The 23,778-nt window shown below is 63.8% G+C and carries 19 protein-coding genes; 10 read left to right on the forward strand and 9 right to left on the reverse strand.

Going from position 1 to position 23,778, the window contains the following annotated elements; genetic code table 11:
- Positions 1 to 17: 17 nt before the first annotated feature.
- Positions 18 to 3,674, reverse strand: a complete 3,657-nt coding sequence (locus ACQ4WR_RS06670) for a sensor domain-containing protein (RefSeq protein ID WP_436486154.1) — start codon at positions 3,672 to 3,674, stop codon at positions 18 to 20.
- Between the two features lie 214 nt (positions 3,675 to 3,888).
- Between ACQ4WR_RS06670 and prpR the strand changes: the two genes are divergently transcribed.
- The 5 genes from prpR to ACQ4WR_RS06695 all read left to right on the forward strand — a co-directional run bounded on the left by prpR (position 3,889) and on the right by ACQ4WR_RS06695 (position 9,208).
- Positions 3,889 to 5,520 (forward strand): propionate catabolism operon regulatory protein PrpR, encoded by a 1,632-nt coding sequence (gene prpR / locus ACQ4WR_RS06675; protein WP_436486156.1) that lies wholly within the window; start codon positions 3,889 to 3,891, stop codon positions 5,518 to 5,520.
- Positions 5,521 to 5,546: 26 nt separating this feature from the next.
- Entirely contained in the window at positions 5,547 to 6,467 is a 921-nt protein-coding gene (locus ACQ4WR_RS06680; RefSeq protein WP_436486158.1) for a phytanoyl-CoA dioxygenase family protein, read from the forward strand.
- Positions 6,468 to 6,557: 90 nt separating this feature from the next.
- The gene (locus ACQ4WR_RS06685; protein WP_102299513.1) at positions 6,558 to 7,430 is read left to right on the forward strand and encodes an alpha/beta fold hydrolase; all 873 of its coding nucleotides are present in this window, start codon (positions 6,558 to 6,560) and stop codon (positions 7,428 to 7,430) included.
- A gap of 9 nt (positions 7,431 to 7,439) precedes the next feature.
- Positions 7,440 to 8,501, forward strand: coding sequence for a sensor histidine kinase (locus tag ACQ4WR_RS06690; protein ID WP_436486160.1), 1,062 nt, complete (start codon positions 7,440 to 7,442; stop codon positions 8,499 to 8,501).
- Complete coding sequence (locus tag ACQ4WR_RS06695; protein ID WP_436486161.1) at positions 8,498 to 9,208, forward strand: LytR/AlgR family response regulator transcription factor; 711 nt, start codon at positions 8,498 to 8,500, stop codon at positions 9,206 to 9,208. The genes ACQ4WR_RS06690 and ACQ4WR_RS06695 overlap by 4 nt, the downstream gene beginning before the upstream one ends.
- 18 nt (positions 9,209 to 9,226) lie before the next feature.
- On the opposite strand, the gene ACQ4WR_RS06700 is transcribed toward ACQ4WR_RS06695, so the two are convergent.
- From ACQ4WR_RS06700 to clpS, 3 genes are all read right to left on the reverse strand, one after another.
- A complete protein-coding gene (locus ACQ4WR_RS06700) occupies positions 9,227 to 12,613 on the reverse strand; it encodes a S41 family peptidase (RefSeq protein WP_436486163.1) in 3,387 nt (1,128 codons plus the stop codon).
- A 212-nt stretch (positions 12,614 to 12,825) separates the two neighbouring features.
- Entirely contained in the window at positions 12,826 to 15,126 is a 2,301-nt protein-coding gene (clpA, locus tag ACQ4WR_RS06705) for an ATP-dependent Clp protease ATP-binding subunit ClpA (protein ID WP_436486165.1), read from the reverse strand.
- Entirely contained in the window at positions 15,123 to 15,425 is a 303-nt protein-coding gene (clpS, locus tag ACQ4WR_RS06710) for an ATP-dependent Clp protease adapter ClpS (RefSeq protein ID WP_034751577.1), read from the reverse strand. Before clpS ends, clpA begins: the two co-directional genes overlap by 4 nt.
- Before the next feature lie 321 nt (positions 15,426 to 15,746).
- On the opposite strand from clpS, the gene cspE reads away from it, so the two are divergent.
- Complete coding sequence (gene cspE, locus ACQ4WR_RS06715) at positions 15,747 to 15,950, forward strand: transcription antiterminator/RNA stability regulator CspE (RefSeq protein WP_010395943.1); 204 nt, start codon at positions 15,747 to 15,749, stop codon at positions 15,948 to 15,950.
- An 89-nt stretch (positions 15,951 to 16,039) separates the two neighbouring features.
- On the opposite strand, the gene icd is transcribed toward cspE, so the two are convergent.
- Positions 16,040 to 17,293, reverse strand: a complete 1,254-nt coding sequence (icd, locus tag ACQ4WR_RS06720) for an NADP-dependent isocitrate dehydrogenase (protein WP_102297669.1) — start codon at positions 17,291 to 17,293, stop codon at positions 16,040 to 16,042.
- Positions 17,294 to 17,627: 334 nt separating this feature from the next.
- Between icd and ACQ4WR_RS06725 the strand changes: the two genes are divergently transcribed.
- From ACQ4WR_RS06725 to ACQ4WR_RS06735, 3 genes are all read left to right on the forward strand, one after another.
- Positions 17,628 to 18,191 (forward strand): pseudouridine synthase, encoded by a 564-nt coding sequence (locus tag ACQ4WR_RS06725; protein WP_436486166.1) that lies wholly within the window; start codon positions 17,628 to 17,630, stop codon positions 18,189 to 18,191.
- A gap of 115 nt (positions 18,192 to 18,306) precedes the next feature.
- Positions 18,307 to 18,642: a hypothetical protein gene (locus tag ACQ4WR_RS06730; RefSeq protein WP_436486168.1), complete on the forward strand. Its 336-nt coding sequence runs from the start codon at positions 18,307 to 18,309 to the stop codon at positions 18,640 to 18,642.
- Between the two features lie 134 nt (positions 18,643 to 18,776).
- Positions 18,777 to 19,235 (forward strand): DUF192 domain-containing protein, encoded by a 459-nt coding sequence (locus ACQ4WR_RS06735; protein ID WP_436486170.1) that lies wholly within the window; start codon positions 18,777 to 18,779, stop codon positions 19,233 to 19,235.
- A gap of 168 nt (positions 19,236 to 19,403) precedes the next feature.
- Here ACQ4WR_RS06735 and rpsT read toward each other — a convergent pair whose 3' ends face one another.
- The gene (gene rpsT / locus ACQ4WR_RS06740; protein WP_010395935.1) at positions 19,404 to 19,670 is read right to left on the reverse strand and encodes a 30S ribosomal protein S20; all 267 of its coding nucleotides are present in this window, start codon (positions 19,668 to 19,670) and stop codon (positions 19,404 to 19,406) included.
- Between the two features lie 297 nt (positions 19,671 to 19,967).
- Between rpsT and murJ the strand changes: the two genes are divergently transcribed.
- The gene (gene murJ, locus ACQ4WR_RS06745) at positions 19,968 to 21,515 is read left to right on the forward strand and encodes a murein biosynthesis integral membrane protein MurJ (RefSeq protein WP_102296751.1); all 1,548 of its coding nucleotides are present in this window, start codon (positions 19,968 to 19,970) and stop codon (positions 21,513 to 21,515) included.
- 470 nt (positions 21,516 to 21,985) lie between these two features.
- Here the strand turns inward: murJ and ACQ4WR_RS06750 are convergent, their stop codons facing one another.
- The 3 genes from ACQ4WR_RS06750 to ACQ4WR_RS06760 form a co-directional block, all read right to left on the reverse strand.
- Complete coding sequence (locus tag ACQ4WR_RS06750; RefSeq protein WP_102296748.1) at positions 21,986 to 22,468, reverse strand: FxDxF family PEP-CTERM protein; 483 nt, start codon at positions 22,466 to 22,468, stop codon at positions 21,986 to 21,988.
- Positions 22,469 to 22,709: 241 nt separating this feature from the next.
- The gene (locus tag ACQ4WR_RS06755; RefSeq protein ID WP_436486172.1) at positions 22,710 to 23,378 is read right to left on the reverse strand and encodes a type II secretion system protein; all 669 of its coding nucleotides are present in this window, start codon (positions 23,376 to 23,378) and stop codon (positions 22,710 to 22,712) included.
- 4 nt (positions 23,379 to 23,382) lie between these two features.
- The gene (locus ACQ4WR_RS06760; RefSeq protein WP_102296743.1) at positions 23,383 to 23,775 is read right to left on the reverse strand and encodes a type II secretion system protein; all 393 of its coding nucleotides are present in this window, start codon (positions 23,773 to 23,775) and stop codon (positions 23,383 to 23,385) included.
- Positions 23,776 to 23,778: the final 3 nt, after the last annotated feature.

The raw sequence follows: 23,778 nt of genomic DNA on the forward strand, positions 1-23,778 counted from the left end.
TGCCGACGCGCGGCAGTTCATGTCACGCGTTCCAGCAGGGCCTGCGCATTCACCGCTGGCACCGGCGCCGAAAACAGATAGCCCTGCGCATAGCGGCAGCCGTTTGCCTGCAGCAGGGCGAACTGCTCCTCCGTCTCCACGCCTTCAGCCACGGCCGACAATTGCAGGCTGTCAGCCAGCGCGATGATGGCGGCGACGATGGCGCGGTCTTCGCCGCTATGCTCCAGATCCTTGATGAAGGCGCGGTCGATCTTGACCTTCTTCACGGGGAAGCGCTTCAAATAGGCCAGGCTGGAATAGCCGGTGCCGAAATCGTCGATCGACAGGCGCAGGCCCATGCCATTGATCTGGCGCAGAATTTCCAAGGTATGCTCGCCGTGCTGCATCAGCGCCGTTTCCGTGATTTCAAACTCCAGCAGCGCCGGATCGATGCCGCTTTCCTGCACGATGGCGCCGATGGCCGACACCAGGCCCTTGTGCATGAACTGGCGCGGCGACAGGTTCACCGCCAGCGGCACCGGCTGCAGGCCCTGGCGCTGCCAGGCCATGCTTTGCGCGCAAGCCTGGCGCATCACCCATTCGCCGACCGGCACGATCAAGCCGTTTTCCTCCATGATGGGGATGAAGCGGTCCGGCAGCACCATGCCGTGGCCGGGACGCCGCCAGCGCAGCAGCACTTCCATGCCATGCAGGCGCCGCGTGGCGATATCGATGACAGGCTGGTAAAACAGCTCGAACTGGTCCAGCGCCAGCGCCGTGCGCAAACTGCTTTCCAGGTCAAAATGCAGGGCCGCCGCCTGGTTCATCGTCTGCGTGAAGAACTGGTAGTTATTCCGGCCATTGCCCTTGGCGTGGTACATGGCCGCGTCGGCATGGCGCATCAGGGCGTCGACGTCACCGCCATCGTCCGGATACAGGCAGATGCCGATCGACGGCGTCACATGCAGCACGTGGCCGTCGAGCGGAAAGGCCGGCGTCAGCGCCTCGATGACTTTCTCGGCCACGCGCGCCGCCTCGTCGGCGCCGCGGATGCCTGGCACCAGCACGACGAATTCATCGCCGCCCAGGCGTGCCACCGTGTCGCTGGCGCGCACCGCGCGGCACAGCCGCGCCGCCACGTCCTTGAGCAGCAGGTCGCCCGTCATGTGGCCAAGCGAATCGTTGATGGTTTTAAAGCGGTCCAGGTCGATGAACATCACGGCCAGCTTGCGCCCGGAACGCTGCGATGCCAGCATGGCCCGCTCCAGGCGGTCCGACAGCAGCGCGCGGTTCGGCAAGCCCGTCAGGTTGTCGTGGTAGGCCATGTGGTGCACTCTGGCCTCGGCCTGGCGCCGTTCGACGATTTCGCCTTGCAGCAGCAAATTGGCGCCCGCCAGTTCGGCCGTGCGTTCATGCACGCGCAGCTCCAGTTCGTCGCGCGCGCGGCGCACCGCCTCGGCCGCCTCGCGGCGCGCCGTCACATCGTCGACCAGCCACACGGAGCGGCCATGCGCGTGCGCCAGGTCAAACGGCCGCCCGGACAGGCGTGCCCAGAAACGGCTGCCATCCTTGCGCACCAGCTGGTATTCCGACATGTGCACCCTGCCCGCCTGGAAATCGCGCGCCGTCTCGCCGCGCGCCGCCTTCCATGCCGCCACGTCCGGGTAGAGCGCCTGCACGGACAGGCCATTGATCTCGCCCGGCCCGTAACCGAACAGCTCTTCCATCTTGCTGTTGCTGCGCAAATTGAAGCCGCCCTCCACCACCGAGATGCCCAGCACGGCGCTGTCGAGGATGGCCTGGTTTTCCAGCAGCGCATTGCGCAGGGATTCTTCGGCGCGCTTGGCTTCCGTGCGGTCCTCGATGATCCAGATGGTGCCGGCGGCCGGATCGTCGGGGTTGACGACATAGGCGATCAGCTGCGCCCACAGGGTGCTGCCGTCGCGGCGCATCATCTCCACTTCCGTCTGGAACGGCTTGCCGACAGACAGGAAGGGGAATGCCGCCGCGCCCAGCAAATCATAGGACTGCTGCGATACATACAGCGCGCGTCCGAGCAGGCCCAGCGCCTCGTCGCCGCGGTAGCCGAACATGGCGGCAAAGCCCAGGTTGTAGCGCGTGATCTGGCGGTTCTTGGTAAACAGGATGCTCACCGAGGCATTCGTCATGATGGCCGCCACCTCCATCTGCGTCTGGCGGCTGGCCGTGACGTCTTCAAGTATCCAGATGGCGCCCTGCTCGCTATGCGCCTGGTCGACGGCCTTGGCGCGGATGCGGCACCAGAACAGACTGCCGTCGCGCCGGCGGAACAGCGATTCATCCTGCTCATAGGGCAGGCCCTGGCCCAGCAGCGGCGTCGCCTGCACGCCGAATTCCTCGTACGCTGCGGGCGAGGGAAACAGCGCGGCGGCGGGCAGGCCCGTCATCTCTTCCTGCGCATAGCCGAACATCTCGGCGAAGCGGGGATTGCAGCGCAGGACCAGGCGCGAACGGGAAAACAGGATGCCGACGGAGGCGTTGTCGAGGATCGCCTGCTGCTCCAGCATCAGCTGGCGCGTCGCCTCCTCGGCCGCCTTTTGCGCGCTGCGGTCATCGAACAGCCAGATCGTATCGCGCAGCGCGCGCTCGGCCTGATGTTCCGGATTGATCACATAGCCATACGCGAGCGCCCAGAAGGTCGAACCGTCGCGCCGGCGCATCTCCATTTCGCCCTGGAACGGCAGGCCGCGCCGCAGCAGGGGCGCCGCCTGCCGCACCACGTTTTCATAGGCGGCGCGCGACGGATACAGGTCGGCCACGGACAGGCCCACGCCGCTGTCGCCGTCAAAGCCGAAGCATTCGGCAAAGCGCCGGTTGTAGCGCAGCACGCCCGTGTCGCGCTGGAAGCCGATGGCCAGCGGCGCGTTGTCCATCACGGCCTGAATTTCCAGCATGGCGCGGCGCAGCTGGTCTTCGTCGCGCCGGTGGTCGCTGATATCCTCGATGATCCACACCGTGCCGTCATGCGTGTTGAGCGGATCGACGGCGCGCCCGTGCAGGCGGCTCCAGAACAGGCTGCCATCCTGGCGCCGCAGTTCCAGCTCCGTGCGGTAGGGCTTGCCCTTCGACAGCAGCGGCGCCGCTTCCAGCCCCAGCAAACGGCAGTGCTCGGCCGAGCGGTACAGCACCGCGCCGGGCATGCCCGTCAGCTGGTGGCGCGCATAGCCGAGCATTTCGGCGGCGCGGATATTGCACTCCTCGATGAAGCCGCCCTTGGAAAAGACGATACCGACAGCCGCGTTTTCCAGGATGGCCTGCTGCTCCAGCAAGGTCTTGCGCATCGCTTGCTGGTCGCGCTGCTGCACGCGGATATCGGCAAACACCAGGGTGGCGCCCGGCAAGCCGGCCTCCACCTGCAGCGGCTTGGCCCAGACCTGCACGCCGATGGCGCCGTCGCTGCCCTGCAGGCTGCTATCCCACTGGCGCGCGCGGCCGGCCGGGCCCAGCGCGCCGCGCAGCATGCTGGTGCTCGATGCGCGGTAGGCGTCGCTGAAACAGTCGGCCAGCAGCCGCCCCGACACATCGACGCCCAGCAAGTCCACCAGCGCGCCATTCGCCGCCACCACCATGCCGCAGGCATCGCAGGCGCACGCTGGCAAGGCGATGAGGTTCAACGCATCTGCAATAAATTCGGGACTGGTCGGGACGCGCTTCATGGACACCCATGGGACGGTTAAGGACTGAACAAACATGCAACTAGGTAATATATTCCGCCAAGCATCGTGGTGCTGCTAGATCATAAACCAGTTTCCCGGGGTTTTTTCATATTCCTTGCTGGCAATATCGCAAACGCCACAGAGCGGGTGCAACACCCGTGTTGCAATGCTGTTGCATGGCAGGAAAATGAAACAAATCGTTTAGAATAAAAGCATGCGCCGCCCTTCCCATCCTCCGCTCGACCACCGCGACAAACCCGTCATCTGGACCGTTTCCGTCTCGCGCCTGTTCGACCTGTTCCGCGACATCACGCTCGAATACGACGACCTGGCGACGATCGAGCCGATCAACCTGGGTTTCGACGACGCCGTGCGCCACATCCGCGAACGCATGGCCACCGAACGCTGCGACGCCGTCATCGCGGCCGGCTCGAACGGCGCCTACCTGAAGGGCCGCCTGTCGGTCCCCGTCATCATCGCCAGGGCCAGCGGCTACGACGTGATGCAGGCGCTGGCGCGCGCGCGGCGCATCTCGCCGCACATCGGCGTCGTCACCTACCAGGACCCGATGCCGGAACTGGCGGAATTTGCCGCCACCTTCGGCTTCCAGATCGCGCAGCGCACCTACGCCACGGAAGAAGACGCGCGCGCGCAGATCAATGAACTCAAGGCGGCCGGCGTCAAGGCCGTCGTCGGCGCCGGGCTGGTCACCGACCTGGCGGAAGAAGCGGGCCTGGACGCCGTCTTCGTGTATTCCGCCACAGCCATCCGGCGCGCCTTCGACGACGCGCTGGAACTGGCGCGCCTGACCCAGCTCGAATCGAACCGCGGGCGCCGCACGGCGGTGGCCGACACCCTGCGGGCCAAGCACGGCTTGCACGACCTGCGCGGCGAGTCCGAGGCGATGGAGGCCGTGCGCCAGTCGGTGGTGCTGTTTGCCCGCTCGCCGGCGACCGTGCTGATTCAGGGCGAAACGGGCAGCGGCAAGGAACTGGCGGCGCAGGCGATCCACCGTGAAAGCCCGCGCAGCCTGGGCGCCAACCGCCCCTTCCTGGCCATCAATTGCGGCGCCATCGCCGAATCCCTGCTGGAGTCGGAATTGTTCGGCCACGAAGATGGCGCCTTCACGGGCGCGCGCCGGGGCGGCCATGCGGGCCTGTTCGAGGCGGCCAACCATGGCACCCTGTTCCTCGATGAAATCGGCGAAATGCCGCTGGCCCTGCAAACGCGGCTGCTGCGCGTGCTGGAAGAGCGCGAAGTGGTGCGCGTGGGCGGCACACGGCCCATCGCCATCAATGTGCGCATCATCAGCGCCACCCACTGCGACCTGGAACAGCGCATCCGCGAAGGGCGCTTCCGCGCCGACCTGTTCTACCGCCTGGCCGTGCTGCGCCTGCACTTGCCGCCGCTGCGCGAACGGGCCGCCGACATTCCGGCCCTGGCCGAATGGTCGCTGAAAAACGCGCTGGCCGCCCTGGGCGCACGGCCGCACCCGAACCTGCATGCGGAAGTCCAGGCTTGCGCAGGGCTGCTGCGCCGCCACGGCTGGCCCGGCAACGTGCGCGAACTGCGCAACCTGGCCGAGCGCCTGGCGCTGTTCCTGGCGGCCGAACCGCTGCAGGCGCTGACTCCCGCCTTCGTGCTGGGCGTGGCGCCGGAGCTGGCGCAGGGCGCCATCCCGGCCACGACCACGGCCTTGCCGCCGCCGGCCGCCGTCCTTCCCCTGCCGCGCGAGGCAGAAAGCGCCAGCGCCGTGCTGGCGCGCTTCGGCGGGCGCCGCGATGCGGCCGCCAGCTACCTGGGCATCAGCCGCACGACCTTGTGGCGCCGCCTGCGCAGCGGCTGACTTTTTCCACCCTTGCGATGAACATCATGGACGATACGTTTCATTTGCACCAGCTGTGGCAGCGCTGCACGCAAGCCGGCACGGCGGCCAGCGGCCTGTCGCGCGACAACCGCGATATCCAGGCGCTGTACGCGCGCGGCATCTCGATGGAAGACGCGCTGCATTTCCTGTACCAGCAGCGGCCGACACTGGACGCTTTTATCGCCTGGATCGCCGCGCGCACGCGCCCCCGCCCGCCGCATGCCGCCACCCCGCACGAGGATGTGCTGAGCGAGGCCGACCTGTGCTTCTGGGACGACAATGGCTACCTGGTGCTGCGCGGCGTGGTGCCGCGCGCGCAATGCGCGGCGGCCCGGCAAGCCATCTGGGACTACCTGGGCGCCAGCGCCGACGCGCCGGCCTCGTGGTACCAGCCGCACCCGGGCAAGCGGGGCTTGATGCTGCAGTTTTCCGACCATCCGGCGCTCGAGGAAAACCGCCACTGCGCGACCATCCGCCACGCCTACCAGCAGCTGTATGGCCACGGCACGCGCATCTATCCCAGCATCGACAAGGTCAGCTTCAATCCGCCGCAAACGCCGCAGCACGGTTTCGCCGGCAGCGCCCTGCACTGGGACGTCAGCCTGAAACAGCCGATCCCGTTCAAGCTGCAGGGCATGCTGTACCTGAGCGACTGCCCGGCGCGGCACGGCGCCTTCCACTGCGTGCCAGGCTTCCAGCACCGCATGGCCGACTGGCTGCGGGGCGTGCCGCAGGACCAGCCGCCGCGCGCATGGGCCACCGCGCAGCTGCAGGCCGTGCCCGTCGAAGGCCAGGCGGGCGACTTCATCATCTGGCACCAGGCCCTGCCCCACTGCGCCACGCCCAACCATGGCCCGGCGCCGCGCATGGTGCAGTACCTGACTTACCTGCCCGAGCTGTGCCCGGACCACGCGGAGTTTTTCTGAGCCGCTCATCCTTTCCTGCCGCCGTTCATCCCGTGGCGCTGGCGGCGTGCCGGCGCCGCCGCTAGCATGGTGGTCAAGGAGGAAACACCCATGAAACGCACATTGCACACATTCAGCCTATTTACCGCCCTGCTGCTGGCAGGCGCCAGCCAGGCCGCCGCGCCGACGGCATTCACGGTCGAGGTGACGGGCCAGGGCAGCCCCGTCATCCTGATCCCCGGCCTGGCATCGTCGGGCGCAGTCTGGCAATCGACGGTGGCGCGCCTGTGCGGGCCGCAGGCCGGCCGCCAGTGCCATGTGCTGACGCTCGCCGGCTTTGCCGGCGTGGCCCCCGTCGATGGCGACATGCTGGCGCAAGCCGAAGCACAGTTGGCCGGCTACATCGCGGCGCAAAAACTGCGCCAGCCGGCCATCATCGGGCATAGCCTGGGCGGCTTCCTGGCCCTGAAAATGGCCATCGACCATCCTGAACATACGGGCAAGCTGGTGATCGTCGACGCGCTGCCGGCGCTGGGCGCGACGCAGCTGCCGAGCATCACCAAAGAACAGCTGCAAGCCATGTCGCAGCAGATGCAAACGGCCATGCGGGCGCAGGACGCGGCGACGGCCAGCGCCAGCCAGCGCCGCAGCGTGGCCGGCATGGCCACCGCGCCAGCCGACGTGGAGCGCATCATCGGCTGGGGCCAGCGCTCCGACAAGGATACCGTGATCAATGCCATGGGCACCCTGATGGCCAGCGACCTGCGCCAGGACGTGGCGCGCATCGCCTCGCCCACCCTGGTACTGGGCACCTGGATCGCCTACAAGGATTTCGCGCCGCGCGCGGCCATCGAACAGACCTTCCGCAGCCAGTATGCGCAACTGCCGGGCGCGCGCGTGGAAATGGCCGACACGGCGCGCCACTTCATCATGTACGACCAGCCCGACTGGATGTTCGGGCGCATCGAACAGTTCCTGCGCTAGGCCATGTCCATGCCGCCCGAACGTCCGCCCCTGCTGGCAAGAATCCACTGGTACTGGACCTTCCAGCTGGCCGGCTGGAGCGCGATCGGCCTGCTGACCTTGCAAAGCCTCAGCTTCAACGGCATGAGCTGGGCCATCGCCGGCACCAGTTTCTGGGGCGCCGCCAGCGGCCTGGCACTGTCCATCGCGTGGCGGCGCTGGCTGCGCCGCCACGGCTGGGTGGGCCGGCAGGCCGACTGGAAGCGCATCATCCCTGGCGTGCTGGCACTGGGCGCGCTGCAATCGGCCCTCGTGGCGCTCGGCTATTTTGTGCTGCGGCCCTTTGGCAGCATGCGCGGCGTCGACTGGCTGCCCTCGGCGCTGGCTTCGTGGACCGGCATCTTCCTCGTCTGGACCGTGCTGTACGCGATGGTGCAGTCGCTGCGCCGCGCCAACCGCTTCGAAGCGGAAGCGCTGCGCCTGGAAGTGCTCGCCAAGGATGCCCAGCTGCGCGCCTTGCAGGCGCAGGTCAATCCGCATTTTTTCTTCAACAGCCTCAATAGCGTGCGCGCGCTGATCTACGAAGACCGCGAAGCGGCCGCGCACATGATCGACCAGCTGGCGGAACTGATGCGCCACGCGCTGCAGGCGGGCACGCACGCGACGGTGCCGCTGGCGGCCGAACTCGATGCCGTGCGCGCCTACCTGTCCATCGAACAGAGCCGCTTCGAGGAGCGCCTGCGCGTCACCTACGCTATCGCCCCCGGCCTGGACCAGCTGCGCGTGCCGCCCATGGCCTTGCAGACGCTGGTGGAAAACGCCGTCAAGTATGGCGCCGAAGCACATGCCGACGGCAGCGATATCCGCATCACCGTGCAACGGGAGCAGCAGGTGCAAGATGGCGGCGCGGCCATGCTGCACATCGATGTCGCCAATACGGGTGCCTTGCGCAGCGCTGCCGGCTCGACCTGCATCGGCCTGCGCAACGCGCGCCAGCGTTTGCGGCTGCTGGGCGGCGACAGCGCCAACCTGGAACTGCGCGAACAGGCTGGCTGGGTGCATGCCACGATGCGGTTTCCGGAGCTGCCATGAGCGCGTGCCCCCTCACCGTGCTGCTGGTGGACGACGAGCGCCTGGCGCGCGCCGAGCTGCGGCGCCTGCTGGCCGCGCATCCGCAGGTGGAAATCGTCGGCGAAGCGGCCAGCGCGGCGGAAGCGATGTCGCAGATCGGCCGGCTGCGGCCCGACCTGCTGCTGCTCGACGTGCAGATGCCGGGTGCCTCCGGCTTCGATTTGCTGGCGGCCCTGGACGATGCGCCCGACGTGATCTTTTGCACGGCCTTCGACCAGTACGCGCTGCAGGCGTTCGAAGTGAGCGCCCTCGACTACCTGCAAAAACCCGTGCGGGCGGCGCGCCTGGCGACGGCGCTGGCGCGAGCCGGCGCGCGGGTGCGGGCGGCGCCGTCGCCGGCACCGCCCAAGGTCTTCATCAAGGATGGGGAGCGCTGCTGGTTTGTCGCGTTTGACGACATCCGCCTGCTGGAATCGGAAGGCAACTACACGCGCGTGCATTTCGCGGCGCAGCGGCCGCTGATGCTGCGCTCATTGAACCAATTGGAAGAGCGCCTCGATCCCGCGCAGTTTTTCCGCGCCAACCGGCGCCAGATCGTCAACCTGGCGCAGGTGGAGCACGTGGCGCCGAATGCGGCCGATGGCCTCGACCTGCGCCTGCTGGACGGCGGCGTGGTGGAAGTGTCACGCCGCCGCACGCAGCAGTTCAAGGCCGTCGCCGGCCTGTAGCCGCGTGCGCCCTGCGCATCACTTCAGCGCCGGTATCGCCTGTGGCTGGAAGGCGGGACGCGGCTGCTCCTTGAGTTTTTTCGCCAGCATGTCCAGCGCCACTTCCAGTTGACGGTCGGCGCCGTTGAAGGTGGCGTGCGGCGGGTTCTCCACCTCCACGTCCGGCACCACGCCCACGCCTTCGATCAGCCACTGGCCATCGATGCCGAACTGGCCGTTTTCCGCCACGCGCGCCATGCCGTTGTCCGACAGGCGCGTATTGTCGCTGAGCCAGACGCCGGCGCCGGCCGTGCGCTTGCCCACCAGCGGTGCCAGTTTCAATGCCTTGATGCCGGCGGCGAAGGTCTCGCCATCCGAATACGTCAGCTCGTCGACCAGCACCACCAGGTGGCCACGGAAGGTGTTCTGCATGTTCGACGACGGCTGCACGCCCGGCGGCGCCCAGTAGGCCCAGGCCTTGCGCAGCAGTTTCTCGATGATCCAGCTGTCGATATTGCCGCCGTTATTGCGCCGCACGTCGATGATCAGGCCTTCGCGGTTGATGTTGGCGTAGAAGTCGCGCGCGAACGAGGCAATGTCGGCCGGCCCCATGGCGCGCAAATGCAGGTAGCCGATGCGCCCTTGCGAGGCGGCCGCCACCTGCTCGGCGCGGCTCAGTTCCCAGTCGCCATAGCGCAGCGCCGTCTGTTTTACCATGTTGACGGGCTTGACGATGACGGCGCGCTGCGCGCCAGTGCCCGTACCGCGCCTGACCTGCAGCAGCACCTGCTTGTCCGCCTGGTTCAGCAGCAAATCGCTGATGTCGCGCGCCTGCAGCACATCCTTGCCATTGACGGCCGTGATCACATCGCCTTCCTTCACGTCCACGTCGGGATGCGACAGCGGTGCGCGCGCCGATGGCAGTTCCGCTTCGCTGCGGTAGATATGCTCGACCTTGTAGCCATCGCCGGTACGTGCCAGCACGGCACCCAGGCCCGCCGGCGCGCCTTCCTGCTCCGTGCGGCGCAATTCGCCGGGACGGATCTGCGAATGCAGGGCGCCCACTTCGGCCACCATCATGCCCAGTACATCATTGAGCTCGGCGCGGTCCGTGACCCGCTCGACCAGCGGCGCATACTTGTCGCGCGCCGCCTTCCAGTCCACGCCGCGCATCTTCGCGTCGTACAGGAAGTCGCGGTGCAAGCGCCACGCATCGTTGAACATCTGCTTCCATTCCAATCGCGGATTCGACACGAAGCTCCAGTCGTCGACCTTCACCTTGGCCTTCGACAGGTCGGACGGCAGCTTGGCGCCCGCCTCGATCACCAGCATCTCGCCAGGGCCGGTCTCGGCCGCGCCGGTTGCGGTCCGGTAGTACAGGTGTTTCTTGTCCGTCGCCAGGTCGAATTCGCGCACATTGGCCACCAGCAGTTCCGGTTTCGAGCCGGCATTGCCGATCGCCAAGGTCTTCAGGCTGGACTTGCGCTCGGCGCCTTCCCGTTCCAGGAAGTACAGGCGCTTGCCATCGACGGCCAGCGCGTTGTAGTTGCCCGGCGCCAGCGGCACTTCATACAGGCGCTCGGCCAGGCCCTTGAGGACGATGTCCGGCAGGCTGGCCGGCGCTTTCTTGACGGCGCCCTTGCCGCCCGCCTTTTCCAGGGCCTTTTCCGCCGCCAGTTCGGCGGCCTTTTCATCGTCCGTTTCGGGCGGCTTGACGCCAGGACGACTCAGCTCATCGTCGGGCTGGAACGGAAAACGGTTGCCCGGCTGCAGTGCCAGCGCATACACGCCGATGCGCTTGTCGAACACGGGTCCCATGTTGCGGTCGCCCCACGGTGAACCATTGGCCAGCTGGAAATTGCGCGCCGACATGAAATACAGCCACTTGCCGTCCGGCGAAAACACGGGTGAACCGGAGGTATAGCGGTCGCTGGTGACGAACTGCAGCTGTTTCGATGCGAGGTTGTACAAGCCGATCTGTTCACGCTGCTCGTTGCTGGCCACGCGCACGATGGCCAGGTTGCGGCTGTCGGGCGACCATTGCACTTCATCGTGCTTGTCGACGCCCGCCTTGCCCGCGTCGTCGATCAGTTGATTGCCCTTGGTCGCCAGGTCCAGCAGCCAGAAACGGCCCTTCTTGTCCGTGTGCGCCAGCCAGCGCCCGTCCGGCGACGGGTACAGTTTCCAGCGGTGGTTATTGCCCTGCGTCGTCAGCTGCTCGCCCTTGCCCGAGCCATCGGCGGCATATTTCCAGATCTCATTTTCACCGCTCGTGTCGACGATGGCGAAGACGGATTTCTCGTCGCTGGAAAAGACGGCGTCGCGCGCCCGCGCCCCTTCGGGAATGGCGATATCGACGCGGCGCTGGCTGCCCGTGCCGGCGATGCTGACACGCCCCCGCGCCGTCAGGATGATGCGCTCATCCTTGCCCGACAGCTGCACGTTGGAGAGGGTGTCAAGCGGCGAGCGGATCTGGCGCGCGCGCTGCTGGTCGAAGTCCGACACGAGGCTGATGGCCAGCGCCTGCGACTGGCTGACGCCTGGCGCGGCCAGGTCGAGCACATGCAAATCCGCGCCCAGTTGATACACGATCTTGCCGTCGCCCAGCTGCGCATTGCGCACGTCCCACTGCGTGTGGGCGGTCAGGGCGCGGCGGTCGGAACCGTCAGGCAGCATGCTCCACAGATTGTCGCTGCCGCCTTCATCGCTGATGTAATACACGCGGCCCTGCCACCACATGGGGCGCTTGTTGTTGCCGGCCAAGACGGCGGCATCCTTGTGCATGGGCAGGGCTTCAGCCTTGCCGCCCAGGTCGTAGCGCCACAGGGTGGCATGCGCGCCGCCCCGGTAGTTGCGCACATTGTCATTCGTCACGGCCAGGCCGAAACGCGTGAAATACAGGGTGGTGCCTGCATCGTCGAGCACGGCGTCATTCGCGTCGGCGACGGGAAACACGCGCCGCGCCAGCTTGACCGGATCGATGGCGGCGACGATGCGGCGCGAAGCGGGACCGTCCGTGTTCTGCGTGCTGACCAGCACCTCGCCCTGCGCCGTCCAGCCCAGCACCTGCACGCCGCCATTGTCAAACGAAATGCGGCGCGGCAAGCCGCCCGCCAGCGGCATCACATACGCTTCCTGCGCCCCCTCATACGAAGCGGAAAAGGCCAGCCACTGGCCATCGCGCGAAATTGCCGCGTTCGTTTCATAGCCGGGATGCGTGGTCAGGCGCTGCGCGGCGCCGCCGCGCACGCTGCTTTTCCACAGGTCGCCTTCGGCGGTAAACACCACGGTATCGCCGCGCACGGCGGGGTAGCGGAAATAGCTGCTGGCGGCGGAGGCGGCAGTGGCGGTGGCGGCGACTGCGGCGGCGCTGCCCAGCAGGCCGGCGGAACACAACAGGAGGGCAAGAGTACGGGAAATTTTCATGTGAGCAATCTATAAGCGGTCATGGAAACGGAACGATGTGGAGCGTGGCCGACATCGCGAACCTGATTCTTGCATAGCTTATGCAAAAGCAATACCTATTTTTAAACAAGACGATTTCCACAACAGTTTCCATGGCGCCCGTCCTGGACGTAAAAAAACCCGCGCCACTTGCGTGGGCGGGTTTTCTGCTTGAGGCGTGGCGGCCGGCGCGATTACTCCACTTCCACCGTTTCCGGTGCGGCCGTCGGCGCCGCGTCTGGCGGTTCCGGGAACTCCAGCAACACTTGCTCCTTGTCGTCCAGGTCGACGGTGACCTTGCCGCCGGAGACCAGGCGGCCGAACAGCAGTTCGTCGGCCAGCGCCTTGCGGATCATGTCCTGGATCAAACGTGCCATCGGACGCGCGCCCATCAGCGGATCGAAGCCTTTCTTGCCGAGGAAGGTGCGCAGCTTTTCCGTGAAGACCGCTTCGACCTTTTTCTCGTGCAACTGCTCTTCCAGCTGCATCAGGAACTTGTCGACCACGCGCAGGATGATTTCCTGGTCCAGCGCGCGGAAGCTGATGGTCGCATCGATACGGTTGCGGAACTCCGGCGTGAACATGCGCTTGATGTCGGCCATCTCGTCGCCGGCCTGCTTCGAGTTGGTGAAGCCGATCGACGTCTTTTGCAAGCTTTCCGCGCCCGCATTCGTCGTCATGATGATGATGACGTTGCGGAAATCGGCTTTGCGGCCATTGTTGTCCGTCAAGGTGCCATGATCCATCACTTGCAGCAGGATATTGAAAATGTCCGGATGGGCTTTTTCAATCTCATCGAGCAGCAGGACCGCGTGCGGCTTCTTGGTGATCGCTTCCGTCAGCAAACCACCCTGGTCGAAACCGACATAGCCCGGCGGCGCGCCGATCAGGCGGCTGACGGCGTGGCGTTCCATGTATTCCGACATGTCGAAACGGATCAGTTCGATACCGAGGATGAAGGCCAGCTGTTTCGCCACTTCGGTCTTGCCCACGCCGGTCGGACCGGAGAAGAGGAAGGAGCCGATCGGCTTGTCCGTCTTGCCCAGGCCGGCACGTGCCATCTTGATGGCCGAAGCCAGCGCGTCGATGGCAGGATCTTGCCCGAACACCACGTTGCGCAAGTCGCGGTCGATGGTTTGCAGCTTGCTGCGGTCGTCCTGATTGACCGTTTGCGGCGGAATGCGCGCGATCTTGGCGATGATGTCCTCGATCTCGGCCTTGCCGATGGTTTTCTTTTGCTTCGACTTCGGCAGGATGCGCTGCGCCGCGCCCGCTTCATCGATGACGTCGATCGCCTTGTCGGGCAAGTGGCGGTCGTTGATGAAGCGCGCCGCCAGTTCGGCCGCCGTCGACAGGGCCGAAGCCGAGTATTTCACGCCATGGTGCTCTTCGAAGCGCGATTTCAAGCCGCGCAGGATCTGCACGGTCTGCTCGACGGTCGGCTCGTTGACATCGACTTTCTGGAAACGGCGCGACAGCGCATGGTCTTTTTCGAACACGCCACGGAATTCCGTGTAGGTGGTCGCGCCGATGCACTTCAGCTGGCCGTTCGCCAGCGCCGGCTTCAGCAGGTTGGACGCATCCAAGGTGCCGCCCGAGGCCGAGCCCGCACCGATGATGGTGTGGATCTCGTCAATGAACAGGATGCCGTTCGGATTGTCCTTCAGTTGCTTCAGCACCGCTTTCAGGCGTTGCTCGAAGTCGCCGCGGTATTTGGTACCGGCCAGCAAGGCGCCCATGTCCAGCGAATACACGACGGCATTCTGCAGGATTTCCGGCACATCGCTTTGCGTGATGCGGTAGGCCAGGCCTTCGGCGATGGCCGTCTTGCCCACGCCCGCCTCGCCGACGAGCAGCGGATTGTTCTTGCGGCGGCGGCACAGGATCTGGATCACGCGGTCGACTTCGTCCTCGCGGCCGATCAGCGGGTCGATCTTGCCTTCGGCGGCGGCCTTGTTCAGGTTTTGCGTGAACTGGTCGAGCGGACTTTCCTTCGGCTGGCCGTCGACCGGCGCTTCTTCCACGCCTTCGGAGGCTTTCGCGCTTTCCGTCGATTGATCCTTGCGCACGCCGTGCGAAATGAAATTGACCACGTCCAGGCGCGTCACGCCCTGCTGGTGCAGGTAGTAAACAGCGTGCGAATCTTTCTCGCCGAAGATGGCCACCAGCACATTGGCGCCGGTGACTTCCTTCTTGCCATTCGAGGCGGACTGGACATGCATGATGGCGCGCTGAATCACGCGCTGGAAACCAAGCGTCGGCTGGGTGTCGACTTCGCCCGTGCCAGGCACGGTCGGCGTGTTATCGCCGATGAAATTGGTGAGGGTCTTGCGCAGGTCTTCAATATTGACCGCGCAGGCACGCAATACCTCGGCAGCGGAGGGATTGTCCAGCAGTGCCAGCAATAAATGCTCAACCGTAATGAATTCGTGCCGTGCCTGCCGAGCTTCGACAAACGCCATGTGCAAACTTACTTCTAATTCCTGCGCAATCATACTTCCTCCATCACGCACTGCAGGGGGTGCCCCGCCTTGCGCGCATGCGTTAAAACGAACTCCACTTTGGTACACGCTATATCTTTAGAGAACACGCCGCACACTCCTTTGCCGTAGCGATGAACACTGAGCATGATTTGCGTCGCCGTTTCACGGTCCTTGTTGAAATACTCCTGAATGATGGCCACCACGAATTCCATCGGGGTGTAGTCGTCATTGAGCAAGGCCACCTGGTAGAGCGGTGGCGGCTTCAGCACTTGCCGCTCCAGCAGGGTTTCTGTGTCGTGCTTGGTTGCCATACGCTTATTCTAATGCTTTCACAGTGGTTGTCATGCGCAATATCTACGCCTTTCCAATTGTTTTCAATCTTACGCGTTTTCTTAATACTGCGCAGATGGCGACCTTGCGGCCAAAATCAAGAGTTGCTTTTTTGGTCGTCGTGAAGAATTTGGCAATATCGGTGGAAAAGCGCTTGACTTCATTATTTATTCCGCCAACAATGCTGTATCGACTGTTGCAGTAATGTACAGCTTGATAAGAAGTGAGACGTCGAGGAGGGGGCAAGAAGCTTCTTGCTTTTATGGCTCGTGTGATTTGTTTTAATTTTGAAAGTTCTTTTTATGGCAACAGGTACAGTTAAGTGGTTCAATGATTCCAAAGGTTTTGGCTTCATCACTCCAGATGACGGCGGCGAAGATTTGTTTGCTCACTTCTCCGCAATCAACATGAACGGTTTCAAGACCCTCAAAGAAGGTCAAAAAGTTCAATTCGAAGTCACGCAAGGCCCTAAAGGCAAGCAAGCTTCCAACATCCAAGCAGCCTAAGCATCGCCGGCCCTCAGATGTGAAAAACCCCGTTTCCACGAAGCGGGGTTTTTTTTCGTCCGCAGGGCGCGCCGCGCCCTGCTCCTTTATTACATGTGCTCGATCATCACCTCGCCGAAGCCGGAGCACGACACTTGCGTGGCGCCTTCCATCAGGCGGGCAAAATCGTAGGTGACGCGCTTCGAGGCGATCGACTTCTGCATGGCGGAAATCACCAGGTCGGCCGCTTCCAGCCAGCCCATGTGGCGCAGCATCATTTCCGCCGACAGGATCAAGGAACCGGGATTGACGTAATCCTTGCCCGCGTACTTGGGCGCCGTGCCGTGCGTGGCTTCGAACATGGCGACGGAATCGGACAGGTTGGCGCCCGGCGCGATGCCGATGCCACCCACTTGCGCGGCCAGCGCGTCGGAAATGTAGTCACCGTTCAAGTTAAGAGTGGCGATGACGCTGTATTCGGCCGGACGCAGCAAAATCTGTTGCAGGAACGCGTCAGCGATGGAATCCTTGACGATGATGTCGCGGCCCGTCTTCGGATTCTTGAACTTGCACCAGGGGCCGCCATCGATCAGCTCGGCGCCGAATTCCTTTTGCGCCAGCGCATACGCCCAGTCGCGGAAACCGCCTTCCGTGTACTTCATGATGTTGCCTTTGTGCACGATTGTCACGGACGGCTTGTCATTGTCGATCGCATACTGCAGGGCCTTGCGCACCAGGCGCTCCGTGCCTTCGATCGACACGGGCTTGATGCCGATGCCGGACGTGGCCGGGAAGCGGATCTTGCTCACGCCCATTTCCTTGACGAGGAAGTCGATCAGCTTTTTCGCCCCTTCGGAGCCTTGCTGGTATTCGATGCCCGCGTAGATGTCTTCCGAGTTTTCGCGGAAAATCACCATGTCGGTCTTTTCCGGCTCTTTCACGGGCGACGGCACGCCAGTGAAGTAGCGCACCGGGCGCAGACAGACGTACAGGTCCAGCTGCTGGCGCAGGGCCACGTTCAGCGAACGGATGCCGCCTCCGACGGGCGTGGTCAGCGGCCCCTTGATGGAGACGACGTAGTCTTTCAGCACGTCCAGCGTTTCTTCCGGCAGCCACACATCGGGACCGTACACTGTCGTCGATTTTTCGCCTGCGTAGATTTCCATCCAGCTGATCTTGCGCGCGCCGCCGTAGGCCTTGGCCACGGCGGCATCGATCACCTTGATCATGACCGGACTGATATCGATGCCCGTGCCGTCGCCTTCGATGAAGGGAATGACGGGATTATCTGGTACATTCAGCGAAAAATCGGCGTTGACGGTGATTTTTTGGCCGTCAGCAGGTACAGTGATATGTTGATACATCGTGATCTCCGAAGTGGGACACACCGCAGGCAGGCGCTTCAGGGCCGGCGGTGCGCTCTGCGTTTGCAGAGTTGACAAAAACAAGTCCGAACATGGCGGCAACAACGCACTTTAGCAGGGAAAGAAGACCCAGGCCATGCGCATCGCAACGCCGGGCGCAGCGACAAAAAACCTGAGCGCCGCGCCGCCTAAGCTTGCAATGAGTCTTCTATAAGATATAAGACACACATTTCACATTATGCACCAGTATCCTACAGGGCGCCACGCTTTTGCGGCGCCGCCCAAGCGGACATCATTTCACCATCATTCTTTGCTTCACTGACCATCCAGACGCATGCCACTTATCCTCTTCAATAAACCATTCCAGGTGCTGTGCCAGTTTTCACCGCAGGAAGGCCGCGCCACCCTGGCCGACCATTTGACCATTCCCGGCATTTATCCGGCCGGCCGGCTCGATGCCGACAGCGAAGGCTTGCTGCTGCTCACCGATGACGGCCGCCTGCAGCACGACATCAGCCATCCCGACCGCAAGGAAGCGAAAACCTATCTGGTGCAAGTCGATGGCGTGCCCGATGCGGCCAGCCTGGCGCGCCTGCAGGCGCCGCTGGACCTGGGCGACTTCACCACCAAGCCGTGCAAGGCCGTGCGCATCGCCGAGCCGGACTGGCTGTGGCCGCGCAACCCGCCCATCCGCGCGCGCGCCGACAAACCCACGTCCTGGCTGGCCATCACCTTGAAAGAGGGCAAAAACCGCCAGGTACGGCGCATGACGGCGGCCGTCGGCCTGCCCACCCTGCGCCTGGTGCGCAGCGCCATCGGCCCGTTTTCGCTGGCCACCCACCCCTTGATGCCCGGCGAATGGTGCGAAGTGCCGGCCGACAGCATCGGCAAGGCGTGAGCGGATCAAGAAAAACGGGAAAAAACGCGTTCGCCGCTGACTTTTGCCAATAAGCACTATTTATTTTTAGATAATGCATTAAAATCATCCCACCTTCACACAATGAAAAGGAAAGATGATGACGAAAGCAATTCTCGCCGTGGCCGCTACCCTGCTGGCCGGCGCCGCATTCGCACAGTCCGGCGCCCAGGTGCACGCTTCGGCCGCTACCGATGCCAGCAAGCCGACGCCGCCGCCCGCATCGGCCGCCAGCCACGCATCGGCAGCGACCGACGCCAGCAAGCCGGCGCCGCCACCGGCCTCGGCGACGAGCGCAGCGTCCGCCGCGACGGACGCCGCGCGTTCGGGCGCATCGACCAAGGCCTCGGCCGCCACCGATGCACCGCAGCGCCTGATTCCCCAAGCGCGCAAGGCGAAGCCGGCGGCCGAGCAAGCCAAGCCGGCGCAGTAAGCACGTGCTTCCCTGGGGCCGCCGCGACATCGCTGTTGCTGCGGCCCCACGCTTCCCCTGCGGCACGGCGGCATGCTTGACCTGGCGCGCACCTGCATGGCTTAATCGCCGCTTCGATAGCCACTGCCGCGCCCATGAAAAATCCCCTTAGCAGTCTGCGCTTGTCATTCGTCCTGCTCGCTGGCGCCGCCATCAGCCATGCGCCAGCCCAGGCGCAGCCAGGCAGAAGCCTGCAATTGTCGGCGGGCATGCATCTGATCCAGGCGGAAGTGGCCGCCACGGAAGCGCAGCGTGAACAGGGTTTGATGAACCGCGAAAAGATGCCGGCGAACGCGGGCATGCTGTTTGTGTTCGGCGCACCCGCCACGCAATGCATGTGGATGAAGAATACGCCGCTACCGCTGTCCGTGGCGTTTATCGATGCCGGCGGCAAGATCGTCAATATCGAGGACATGCGGCCGCACACGCTCGACAGCCATTGTTCAAGCAAAACCATTCCCGTGCGCTATGCGCTGGAAATGCACCTGGGCTGGTTCACGCAGCGCAACATCAAACCGGGCATGAGTATCGGCAACTTGCCGGCGCCGCGCTGAGGGCACGGCCGGCGGCCGGCCACGCGCGCGAACATAAAATGTCAGCACAAACATATTCAAGAACGCGAAAAAACCCGCCAGAACGAATCTGCGGGTTTTTGCTTTTCAACCAGTGCCAGCGTACCGGCACAGGCAAGTCCACCGTGGTGGCTTGCCCGCTGGCGAATATTAAGCGGACAGTGCTTTCAAAGCAGCTGCCAGACGGCTCTTATGGCGAGCTGCCTTGTTTTTGTGGATGATCTTCTTGTCAGCGATACGGTCGATGGTCGACACGGATGCTTGGAAGATTGCAGCAGCAGCTGCCTTGTCGCCGCCCTGGATCGCTTTGCGAGCAGCTTTGATAGCCGTGCGCAAGGTCGAACGTTGGGACGAATTGTGTGCGTTTTGCTTAACTGCTTGACGAGCGCGTTTGCGCGCTTGTGCGGTATTTGCCATGGAATTTCCTAAAACAGGGTCAAAGTGCGTTTGCAAACATTAGTGTTTGCCAACCGGTGCGTTCTGTGCGTCTGCCGAACCATGTGTGCCAAACCAGTGCCTGTCAAACATTAGTGTCTGCGTAACAGAATTCTGTACAGCCTTCGATTATAGCGATATTTTCAAGCGGGGGCAAATCAAAAAACCGGATATCGTCCCCAAAACAGCTAAAAACGGGGCTGGCACGGGCGAATCAGCGCCAATTGTTACCATATTTTAACCGTTTCCCGGTACCGCACCCGGCTATAATCTGCCCCCATGAACTTGCTTAAAACCCTCGCCGCCATCTCCAGCATGACCATGCTGTCCCGTGTAACCGGTTTATTGCGTGAAAGCCTGTTCGCGCGCGCCTTTGGCGCCGGCGCCTACACGGACGCCTTCATTGTTGCCTTCCGCATTCCCAACCTGTTGCGGCGCTTGTTCGCCGAAGGCGCGTTCTCGCAAGCGTTCGTGCCGATCTTGTCGGAATACAAGAATCAGCATGGCCAGGAGGCCAGCAAGCAGTTGGCCGACCATGTGGCCACGACCCTGGTCTGGGCCACCCTGCTGGTGTCGGTCATCGGCATCCTGGGCGCACCGTGGTTCGTGTATGTGATCGCCACCGGTCTGAACAAGGATCCGGGCGCCTTTGACGCGGCCGTGTGGATGACGCGGTTGATGTTCCCTTATATTACTTGTATGTCGTTCGTGGCCCTGGCCGGCGGCATTTTGAATACCTGGCGCGAATTCAAGATTCCCGCGTTCACGCCCGTGCTGCTGAATCTGTCGTTCATCGCCGCCTCGCTATTCCTCGCGCCCTACTTGAAGCAGCCGATCTACGCCATGGCGATTGCCGTGTTCGTCGGCGGCCTGCTGCAGGTAGCCATCCAGATCCCCGCGCTGATGAAGATCGGCATGCTGCCGCGCCTGTCGATCAACCCCGCCATCGGCCTGTCCGACGGCGGCGTGCGCCGCGTGCTGAAGAAGATGGGACCGGCCGTGTTTGCCGTCTCGGCCGCGCAGATCAGCCTGATGATCAACACCAGCATCGCTTCGCGCCTGGCCGAAGGCAGCATTTCCTGGCTGTCGTATGCGGACCGCCTGATGGAATTTCCCACCGCCATGCTGGGCGTGGCCCTGGGCACCATCTTGCTGCCCAGCCTGTCGAAGGCGAACGTGGATGGCGACAAGACGGAATATTCGGCCTTGCTGGACTGGGGCCTGCGCCTGACCTTCCTGCTGGCCCTGCCCGCCGCCGTCGGCATGGCAACCCTGGCCACGCCGCTGATCGCCACCCTCTTCCATTACGGCAAGTTCACGGCCGAATCCGTCAGCATGTCGACGCAGCCGCTGGTGGCGTACAGCCTGGGCCTGATCGGCATCATCCTGGTGAAAACCCTGGCGCCCGCCTTCTATGCGCGCCAGGACATCCGCACCCCCGTGAAAATCGCCATCGGCGTACTGATTGCCACCCAGCTGATGAACTTGCTGTTCGTGCCCTACATCGCCGTGGCCGGCCTGGCCCTGTCGATCGGCCTGGGCGCCTGCCTGAACGCCAGCTTCCTGTACTGGGGCTTGCGCAAGCGCGGCATCTACCAGCCAAAGCCGGGCTGGGCCAAGTTCTTCCTGCGCCTGCTGCCGGCCCTGCTGGTCATGGGCGGCGTGGCGTATGCCGGCGCCATGCGCATCGACTGGATCGCCATGCAAGCCCATCCGCTGCTGCGGGCCGGCGCCCTGGCCCTGGTGGTGGCCGCGTGCGGCATAACCTACTTTGCCACGCTATTTGCAGTCGGCTTCCGCTTCCGCGACTTCAAGCGCAGCGCCTGACCAGCTGCGCAGGGCCAGGCGCCAGGTCGGCGGCAGCGGCCGGCTACCACGAGATACCGCAAACAAGGCCATGAGTCTGCCGGCAAGCTGCGCAGGGCCAGGCGCCAGGTCGGTGGCAGCGGCCGGCTACCACGAGATACCGCAAACAAGGCCCTGAGCCTGCCGGCAAGCTGCGCAGGGCCAGGCGCCAGGCCGGCGGCAGCGGCCGGCTACCATGAGATACCGCAAACAAGACCCTGAGCCTGCCGACAAGCTGCGCAGGGCCAGGCGCCAGGCCGGGGGCAGTGGCCGGCTACCACGGGATACCGCAAACAAGACCCTGAGCCTTTCGACAAGCTGCGCAGGGCCAGGCGCCAAGTCGAAGACAGTACGCTAGTACGGCGAGACGCAGGCAACAACGCCCTGCGCGGCTTGTCGGGACGAAAAAAAACCCGCCTGGGCGGGTTTGGCGACATCATCAAGCAGCAATATCAGGCTGCTTTTTTTGCGGCGCGGCGGCGAGCCATGAAGCCCAACAGGCCCAGGCCACCCAGCAGCATGCCGTAGGTTGCTGGTTCTGGCACGGCCGACACGGTGTAGGTGCCGGTGTAGTTCGCGCCAGCCAGTGCGTTACCGAACAGTTGCAGCTTGAACGGGCCAACGCCGCTGTATTCAACGCCGAAGAACTTCAGGCCGCCAGCCGAGAAGGCTTCGCCCAACTGGTTGTTCAGATTCGACGTCAATGCATTGAACGTCAGCTTCTGGCCAGTGATCGACAAGCCGATGTTGTAGCTACCAGCGCCCAGGCCGTTCAGGATGATTTCATCCAGGCCACCCGACAGGATGCCATCGCCGACGACGGCGTTGAAGGTGTGGACGTTGCCGTCAGCCGTGATGTCGAGGACTTGGTCGCCAGCAAACGCGCTGAACGACGCTGCTGCCATGATGCCTGCAACGATAAATTTCAATTTCATAGTTAATCCCTTAAAAAGTAATTTATGGCTGCAATGCGCAGACCACCAATCGATGTAGTACCGAAAGTACTGAGCAGGATGGTAGCATAAATACATCGAATTACTTATAAATATTTTATCTTAGTTTCTAGCGAGATAACTATTTTTCAGGCGCAATAGTTGCCTACATCGAGCACTTTCCGCGTAAAAATAGTTCACACGGCACTGATCGTTTTTTACGGCATTTTTCCGCTGCAAGCGGCTATTCGGCAGGGGGAGGGGGCAATTCGACCTCATCTGGCACCTGTGCAGGCTCGGTTTCTTGCGTAGGGGAAATAGGGCGAGAAAACAACGGTGGTGACGGCACGTCTGGCGCAGCGGGCGTGCCATCAGTGCCCGGCGCGCCTGCCGGTCCGGGATCGGCCGCAGCTGCGGCAGGCGGCGCCAGCTGGGTCGGCATCATGAATTGCCAGTCAGACAAATGCGCCTTGCCTTCAAACCCCGTAAACCGGGCTTCGAAGTTTCCGACTTTCAAGGGCGCCGCCTGCGACAGGCTGTGCACGCCGATGATGCCATGGCTGCCCGGCTGGAACAGCAAGCCCCACTCGGCGCGTCCCGTGACGGGATCGACAAACAGCTTGCGCAGGTGGCGCCGCACCTGCGGGCTGCGGGGGTCGCGCAGCAAGTCCGCCAGGCTGGAGGGCTGCTGCGGCTGGCCCGCGGGCGTGGCCACGGCATAGCTGTAGAGGGCGTCGGAAAATTGCGCGCCGATGTCGAGCAGTTCCTGCTCGGCAGCCTGGCGCTGCAACAGCGAGCCCATCTTCAGTCCGGCCGCCCCCACCAGGCCCAGGATGGCCACCAGAATGATCAGTCCCAGATAGGTAAAGCCGCGCTGGCGGCGCGCCGGGACGTTGGCTGGCGGGCGGCGCATGGCGCTACCAGTCGGCAAACGGCGTGCCGCTGCGGTCCTTGCCGGGCGCGCCGCTCTTCACGTCATACACCTGGCCCGGCGTATCATCGGGCGGCGGCACGATGACCCAGCTGGCATCGCTATCCGTGATGGGGTCGATGGGCATGGCGCGCAGGTATTTCTTTTCCACCAGCTGCTCCAGGGTCTCTGGATAGCGCCCCGTATCGCCATGGAACTGGTCGATGGTGGTGCGCAAATTGCGCAGGTTGTCCGCCAGCACGGTTTCCTTGGCCTTGTCCAGGCTGGGGAAATAGCGCGGCACGGCCAGGGTCAGCAGCAAGGCCACGATGCCGAGCACCACCAGCAGCTCGATCAGGGTAAAGCCGCGCGCCCGCGCGGCGCGGTCATGGGCAGCCATGGT

It is taken from the genome of Janthinobacterium amylolyticum, assembly GCF_051380655.1.
GTDB lineage: Bacteria > Pseudomonadota > Gammaproteobacteria > Burkholderiales > Burkholderiaceae_D > Janthinobacterium.